Source organism: Acinetobacter sp. (genome assembly GCF_036659555.1).
Classification (GTDB): Bacteria; Pseudomonadota; Gammaproteobacteria; order Pseudomonadales; family Moraxellaceae; genus Acinetobacter.
The window spans coordinates 1-7,987 of sequence record NZ_JAVXCI010000115.1 but is presented as its reverse complement, the minus strand read 5'-3'; the positions used below and the strand labels follow the sequence as shown (position 1 = coordinate 7,987).

Below are 7,987 nucleotides of genomic sequence, written 5' to 3'. Positions count from 1 at the left end.
TAGCTGGTAAATCACCCGTTAACCAAATGTTGTTTGATGCATTAACGATGTTACAGCATCGTGGACAAGATGCCGCCGGGATCGTAACTTGCCATGAGGGCCGCCTGTACCTGCGCAAAGATACCGGCATGGTTCGGGATGTGTTCCATACCCGCCACATGCGCGCATTGCAGGGCAATTACGGCATTGGCCATGTGCGCTATCCGACTGCGGGTTCATCCAGCAGCGCCGAAGCGCAGCCGTTCTATGTGAACTCGCCGTACGGCATTACTTTGGCGCATAACGGCAACCTGACCAATGCGTCTGAACTTCATGATGACCTGTTCAAGACAGACTTGCGCCACATGAATACCGACTCAGACTCGGAAGTTCTGCTGAACGTTTTTGCGCATGAGCTGCAGAAGCGCAGCAAGCTCACTGCCTCTGCGGAAGATATTTTTGAAGTTGTTGCGCGCGTGCATGAGCGCTGCAAAGGCGGCTATGCGGTAGTGACCATGATTACCGGTCAGGGCCTGGTCGGCTTCCGCGATCCGAACGGCATCCGCCCGCTGATTTACGGCTCGCGTGAAACAGAGCAGGGCAAAGAATACATCATTGCCTCTGAATCTGTGGCGATTACCGCTTTAGGCTTTAAAGTCGAGCGTGATATTGCGCCGGGCGAAGCGATTTTCATTACGGCAAAAGGCGAAATGTTCACGAAGCAGTGCGCTGCTGAGCCTGCATACCGCCCATGCATCTTTGAATATGTGTACTTTGCGCGCCCGGATGCCACAATTGACGGCATTTCAGTGTACAAAGCCCGCCTGAAAATGGGTGAGAAGCTGGCGCAGAAAATCCTGCGCGAATGGGGTGAGGAGCACGACATTGATGTGGTGATTCCAATTCCAGACACATCACGGACTTCTGCGCTTGAGCTGGCCAATATGCTTGGGGTGAAATTCCGCGAAGGCTTTATGAAGAACCGCTATATTGGCCGCACCTTCATTATGCCGGGCCAGCAGCAGCGCGAAAAATCTGTGCGCCAAAAGCTGAACCCTGTTGAGCTGGAATTCCAGGGCAAAAATGTGCTGCTGGTGGATGACTCGATTGTCCGCGGCACAACCTGCAATGAAATTATTCAGATGGCGCGTGATGCCGGCGCGAAAAAAGTATTCTTTGCTTCTGCTGCGCCGATGGTGAAATACCCGAACGTTTACGGTATTGACATGCCGGCGAAGGCTGAGCTGATTGCATCCAGCCGCAGCGTGGAAGAAATCCGCGAAATCATCGGCGCTGACCGCTTGGTGTTCCAGGATCTGGAAGACTTGAAAGCCGCTGTGCGCACCACTAAAGTGCCGGAACTGCAGGAGTTTGACTGCTCGGTATTTGACGGCGTTTATGTGGCGGGCGGCATCAACGAGGCTTATCTGGAAGCGCTGGAGAAGAAGCGCAGCGACTCTGCGAAGCTGGAAAAGAAAGACAAATACATTGATGTCAATGTCGATGCGTCTTCGGTTGACCTGACTGGAGTCCGTGAAGAATAATTGCTTCAAGGCTCTATGAAAAGCGGGAATTTCCCGCTTTTTTCATTTATGATGGCTGCATAGAAGGCAATGTTGTTTTAAAGGATTATATTGAGACAGGTTGGCTACGGCTTTATAAAAAACAAAAATATGTTCTGGTCTGCTTCAATTTGCGCAGCAGCGGTTTTATTGACTATTGCCATTATTAATGCGGTTGCCGGGCTTCTGGTTTTTTATGCGGATTCTTCGCAGTCAGTTTACTGGCATGTGCTCAGCCCTTATCTGGTTGCGCTGCTGCTGCTGATCATCTCGGTTTCGGTTCTGTATGAATTCTATATTTTCAGGATGGGCGGGCATTCCCTGGCGAAACAGCTGGGCGCGCGGCGCTTAAGCCAAATTGAAAGCGTCCCGGAAGAAAGCGCAGCGCTGAAAATTACCGGGCAGCTGGCGGATACATTTTTAATTGATACCCCGGCGCTGTATGTTTTGCCTTACGAAGTCGGGGTCAATGCGCTGACCGCCGGTTTCTACCCGCGCGATACTGTGATTATTTTAACCTGGGGCGCGCTGCAGAATCTGGATGAGATGGAGCTGTATGGCCTGCTCAGCCATGAATTCAATAAAATCCTGTCCGGCGAAGCGGCTGAAAATACCCGGCTGAAAATCCTGTACAGCGGTTTGACGAGCTTCAGCCAGTGGGGCAGCAAAATAGCCAAGCGCGGCTTCTACCGCGGCGGCGATATGCGTGAAAACAAATTTGAAACGGTCTTTGTTGCAATTGGTGCCATCATTTGGCTGGTCGGCAGCCTTGGCGTGCTGATCACCCGCTTTATTAAGTTTATTACGCTGGGCGGGCGGACGTACAAGAACGATCAGAAAACCAAGCGCCTGATTCAGAATGACGCCAATATCCAAACCCTGCTGCGCATCTATGTGCATCATTCAGGCTCGCAGATTCACAGTGAATATGCCGAAGCGATTTCGCATATGTGCTTTGCCAACGCGCTCAGCCCGCAAAGCTGGATGAATATCCATCCTAAAATTGCACAGCGGATTTTTGAACTGAATCCGGGCGTGATTCAGGATCTGCAGCTGGAAAATCTGAAAAAGCTGAAAAATCAGCCATTATTTAATTTGTTCCGCTCTCTGGAGGAGATCAGTCCGGATGTGGCGGTGCCGTGGAGTTCTCCGCAGCCGCTGCCGCTGCTCAGGCTGTCGCCTATCAGCTTTGCCATTAAAGACGCCATTAAGCCTTTAAAGCCTGAAATCCGTGAAAACTGGCGTCGCCCTGAATTGATTGACCGCGCATTGCTAACTGCAACCGGTTCGCGCGAAGTCATGGTGGCGATTCTGATGATCCGGCAATACCGCGAGTTTATTCCCACAGATGCGGAGGTCAGCCGCGCCATTGTGGATTCGCTGCTGCATTTGGATGGCCGCGTGCACATTGCGATTTTTCAGGAGGCCTGCAAGAACATTGGTGGCATGCCGGCAACCATTGCCCGGCAGTTCCTGATGAAGCTGGCGCGCATTATTCAGGAAGATGGCGAAATTGGCCTGCTGGACGCTTTGCTGCTGGAGCGGGTTAAGTTTGAATTGCACCTGATGCCTATTCATGCTGCGACTGCGCTGGAAGATGTCAAGCCGAGCATTGTGCGCCTGATTGACGCCCTGCTGCATGTGCAGCAGATTAACAGCGACAGCCAGCTGGAAGTGCGGGAAATGATTTTAAAGCGCATTCTGAGCCAGCAGGAACTGGAGCTGTACAGTGAAATTTCTGATGAGCCGATTGATCTGGCGGAAATTTTAAATGATATTTCCGGCCTGCTGCTGCGTGACCGCTTCAGCATTCTGGCTGTGGCGGAAATCTGCCTGTGGAATGACCGTGTCATTACACAGGATGAGCTGGATGTGCTGGAGCTGCTGTATTGGCGCTTGGGCTTTGAAGCGGAAGAAATGATTGACTTGATGCAGAAGAAAAACAGCCTGACCATTATTTAAGGCGGGCGCTTTGCATTGCGCCTGCAGCCCGCCGGCGCTTTTTCTGTAAAATCCGGCGGGGTTTAAGCGGGAAAGGCCTGCGCACAGATTAAGCTGAATTGCGATAAAAGTCCTGCAAAGCGCGGCCATTCCCGATAGAATACCAAGCCTGAATTTGGTGATGATGAAATGATGATTGGGCATCAGCGTGACATAATGGCGGTGTTGGGAATTGATATTTGGATTCCTAAGGGCACGCTGTGCCAGCAGCATCAGCCGGCTGTATGGCGCGATCAGGCTCCGCCGGAAGCAATTTCTGAAATCATTTTGCCTGAAGCGCCTGTAAAACTGGCGCAGGCGCGGCCTCAACTTAAGCCGGAACCGCAGCTGAAAGCTGAAATTGCCATAGAGAAGCCAGCGCCTGATGAAGCTGCGGCGCCTAAGCCGGCTGCGCCAGCTGAATTGGCCCCAGCGCTGCAGATTGCGGCATTTGCCATAGAGGCCGTCAGCCTGCCGCATTGCGTACTGCTGCTGGATGCCAGCCATGTGAGCGCTGACCAGCAGCTGCTGTGGAGGAATATTCAGCGCGCGGTTCAGGCGGAATTCCATGCCTTGCAGTGGCCGTTTGCATGGCCGAACATGCAGGATGGGCGCGGCGCGGCGTCTTATGTGCAGGGCTTTTTAGATGCGGTCAGCGCGGAAAAAAATGTGCTGTGCCTGGGTGAAATTCCGCATTTGCAGTCTTCGGAATATATCCAGCTGGCTTCGCTGCAGGACATGCTGGATCAGCCCTTGCTGAAAAAGCGCCTGTGGCAGTTTATGCAGAATAAAACCAAGGATTGACCGACCGCATGAAGAAAAAAGTTGTTGTTTTTAGCCAAATTGATCCTGAAATTTTGCTGAGGCTGCAGCAGCGGTATCATGTGGTTCAGGTTCATCCTAAGCAGGGCGATGTCAATCAGCAGATTTTAGCGCAAAGCCGGGATGCAGACGGCATGATCGGCGCGGGCCGCGTGCTGAATGAAAGCAATTTAAAGCATGCGGAAAAACTAAAAGTCATTTCCAGTGTCAGCGTGGGCTATGACAACTACGACTTATCTTATTTAAATCAAAGAAAAATTCTGCTGACGCATACCCCGCATGTGCTTACTGAAACCACTGCGGATTTAGCCTTTGCGCTGCTGCTGAGCGCGGCGCGCAAAGTGCCGTCGCTTGATCAGTGGACTAAGCAGGGGCAGTGGGCAAGAACTGCCGGCCCTGAACAGTTTGGGCAGGATGTGTTTGGCAAGACTTTAGGCATTATCGGCTTGGGGCATATTGGCGCGGCGGTTGCCCGGCGCGGATTTTACGGCTTCAACATGAATGTGCTGTACCATAACCGGCGCGAAAAGCCTGAAACGGCTGAGCAGTTTAAGGCGCAGTTCTGCGCGCTGGATGACTTATTGCGGCGTTCGGATTTTGTGATGATTGCGGTGGATTTAAATGCTGCTTCAAAATCGTTGATCGGCGCGCGCGAACTGGAGCTGATGCAGGCGCATGCGGTTTTGGTGAATATTTCCCGCGGTTCAGTGGTTGATGAGCAGGCGCTGATCGCAGCTTTGAAAAATAAAACTATATTTGCGGCCGGCTTGGATGTTTATGAAAAAGAGCCGCTGCAGGCCTCAGAGCTGTTTGCGCTGGATAATGCGGTGACCTTGCCGCATGTTGGTTCCGCCACTGTGCAGACGCGCCGGCGCATGGCGGAACTGGCTTATCAAAATCTGCTGGATGCTTTGGAAGGCGGCACGCCACGCTGCGCGGTTAACTTTGGCTTCGGTTAAAGAATTAATAACACTTTCTTTCATAACTGCTCTATTTTCAATGCTATATTCCTTTTAGACAGGGTTAACCGGGATTTAAAATTGAAAAGATTTTTGCTGGCATGCAGTTTGGGGTTGTGCTCAAGTCTTGCGCAAACCCACACTGTAGAATTTAATGCCACATCGCAATTTTCTGTGCCGGATATCGGCGGCGGTGTCGGATTTTTAGATCAGCAAAAAGAAAAAGCCATTGGCGAAAAAGTTTTCCGCGAAGTCAATAAGCAGATGCCTGTCACGCAGAATCCGTGGCTGGAAGACCGCCTGTTTGCGGTCTTTTCGCATATTCTCAGCCAGACGCAGCTGAATCAGCCGGTTGGGCTGTTGATCATTAATGATCCGCAAATCAATGCCTTTGCTGTTCCCGGCGGTCTATTCGCCTTAAATACCGGTTTAATTAATTCCGCGCGCAATATGGATGAGGTGGCGGGCGTGATGGCGCATGAAATTGCCCATGTGACGCAGCGCCATTACAGCCGTTCGCAGGAGGCGTTTAAGGGGCAGGGCTTACTGTCGCTGGCTGGGATTCTGGTGGGCGCCTTGGTGGCGTCTCAGGCTGACGGCGATGTTGGGGCTGCGGTCATGCTGGGCTCGCAGGCGGCGCTGATGGATAAGCAGCTGACTTACAGCCGCGATCAGGAGCGTGAAGCAGACCGCATCGGCATGCAGTATATGTATGCCTCTGGCTATAATCCGCAAAGCATGGCGGATTTTTTTGAGGTGATGCACCGCGCAACCAGCAGCGTCAGCTTTTTGCCGGACTTCTGGCTGACGCATCCCTTAACCACGCAGCGCATGAGTGAGGCGCGCTTAAGGGCAAATCAGCTGCCTAAGGTCAAGCCGAACCTGAACAATGATGATTTTGATGTCATTAAATGGTACAGCCGGGTGATTTCCGGACAAGCCAATGAACAGCAGCTGCAGTCCTTGGCGGATCAAAACAGTTTTGCAGGGCTGCTGGCGCTGGCTGCTTTTCAGGCGCAGCATGGTGACTATGCTGCGGCGCAGGCAGCATTAGACCGTGCAAAAAAGTTGAAATCAGACCATGTGCTGATGACGCTGCTGCAAACTGATGTTTATCTTGGGCAAAATAAGCTGGATGAGGCTTTAAGCGGCATCCGCAGCGCGGCGGCGGTTATGCCGGAAAGCCGCGCGTTAAATTACAAATATGCAGAGGCGCTGATCCGCAATAAGCAGCCTGCCCAGGCGCAAAGCGCTGTGCAGCCGTTTTTGCGCGCCAATCCGCGTGATGTCAATGGCTGGAGGCTGATGCAGCAGGCAGCGAATGCGGACAGCACATCGCCGCTGCGGGCTGTAAATGTCTTGCGCTACCGCGCTGAAGTTGAATTCTGGTCGGGCTATGAAGAGAATGCAATCAAGTCGCTGCTGCATGCGCAGCGTTTGGCGAAGGAAAATAAATCCTTGTCGGCAGCGATTGATCAGCGCCTGAGCGCCATGCAGAAAGACCGCCAGCTGAAAATTTAGAGTAGCCGGAACTTCAAAGCAGCCGGTTCTTAGACTAAAGAATCGGCATATAAGGCGCTGAGCAGCCGGATTTTATCTGCATAAACGGTCTTTGAGATATGCGCTGGAAACAGCCGGTGCTACAATATGCCGCATGGTATTTTATGATTTGATTACAAAGACTTAATAGATGAAAAAATTTATATTCGCAGTATTTGCATTGGGGTTTGGCGCGCAGCCGGTTTTAGCTGCCAGTGCAGAGCAGTATGTGCTGGCAGTGGAGCAGATCAGCAGCAATTATAAAAAAGATACGCGGGATTTTTTCAAAACACTCAATCCTATGCAGCAGGGCTTCAGCAGTGAGCAGCAGGCTAAATTTTGCGGGATTGTCGGCAAATATGCGGATAATCTGTATCAGGCGGCAGATGAAAACCGCGCCTATTTAGACCGCCAGTATGCAGGAATTACCAAGCAGGATGTGATTAAGCAGGTGATGTCATCTAAAGAAATGCAGATGCTGAAAAAGTATAATGTGCAGTGTGATTTGCATTAATTGGAATTTTAGTTATTCGCAGAAGAACTGTCTTTGCAATTAAAGGCAGTTCAACGTCAAAGATAGGATTTTATCAGACAAGGGATTAAGCAAGCTTGGCTTTAATTTTAGCGGAAACTTGTGCAGGATCGGCACGCCCGGCTATGAGCGGACGCAGAGAGTTCATCACCTTACCCATATCTTTCATGCTAGTAGCTTCTTGCGCAGCAATAGTTTGCGCAATGATAGAATCAAGCTCTTCCTCAGTCATAGCTTCTGGTAGAAATTGAGAGAGAATCTCAATTTCGGCTTGTTCTTTACTAGCTAAATCTTCTCGGCCAGCGCCTTCAAAGGCTTTAACCGATTCTTTACGTTGTTTGATTTGCTTTTCAATGACCGCAAGAACCTGAGCATCGTCAAGCTCAATGCGTTCATCGACTTCAATTTGCTTGATTGCTGCCTGCAGACTGCGGATTACCGTCAACTTGCTCATTTCTTTGGCACGCATGGTGGCCTTCAAAACATCAGTGATTTGGTTTTTTAAAGCAGTCATTTTATAGTCCAGGTTGAGTCAATCAATCACAAATTAATCTTAGTACAGGCGAGTAGTACGTACTGATTCACGCGCCAATTTCTTTTGGTAGCGTTTAACA

7 protein-coding genes are annotated in these 7,987 nt (G+C 50.9%); 6 read left to right on the top strand and 1 reads right to left on the bottom strand.

All coding sequences use genetic code 11. The annotated features are described in order from the left end of the window. The 6 genes from purF to RSA72_RS13050 form a co-directional block, all read left to right on the top strand. The coding region (gene purF, locus RSA72_RS13075) for an amidophosphoribosyltransferase (RefSeq protein WP_332623648.1) at positions 1 to 1,523 on the top strand (1,523 nt) is incomplete at its 5' end. 90 nt (positions 1,524 to 1,613) lie between these two features. Beyond that, entirely contained in the window at positions 1,614 to 3,503 is a 1,890-nt protein-coding gene (locus RSA72_RS13070; RefSeq protein WP_332623646.1) for a peptidase M48, read from the top strand. Positions 3,504 to 3,674: 171 nt separating this feature from the next. After that, a complete protein-coding gene (locus tag RSA72_RS13065) occupies positions 3,675 to 4,325 on the top strand; it encodes a hypothetical protein (protein WP_332623649.1) in 651 nt (216 codons plus the stop codon). A gap of 8 nt (positions 4,326 to 4,333) precedes the next feature. Continuing rightward, entirely contained in the window at positions 4,334 to 5,302 is a 969-nt protein-coding gene (locus RSA72_RS13060) for a 2-hydroxyacid dehydrogenase (RefSeq protein WP_332623645.1), read from the top strand. Positions 5,303 to 5,383: 81 nt separating this feature from the next. Continuing rightward, complete coding sequence (locus RSA72_RS13055) at positions 5,384 to 6,823, top strand: M48 family metalloprotease (RefSeq protein WP_332623644.1); 1,440 nt, start codon at positions 5,384 to 5,386, stop codon at positions 6,821 to 6,823. 169 nt (positions 6,824 to 6,992) lie between these two features. Then, on the top strand, positions 6,993 to 7,355 hold the full coding sequence (locus tag RSA72_RS13050; RefSeq protein WP_332623643.1) for a hypothetical protein: 363 nt from the start codon (positions 6,993 to 6,995) through the stop codon (positions 7,353 to 7,355). Positions 7,356 to 7,440: 85 nt separating this feature from the next. Here RSA72_RS13050 and RSA72_RS13045 read toward each other — a convergent pair whose 3' ends face one another. After that, positions 7,441 to 7,887, bottom strand: coding sequence for a GatB/YqeY domain-containing protein (locus tag RSA72_RS13045; protein WP_332633300.1), 447 nt, complete (start codon positions 7,885 to 7,887; stop codon positions 7,441 to 7,443). Positions 7,888 to 7,987: the final 100 nt, after the last annotated feature.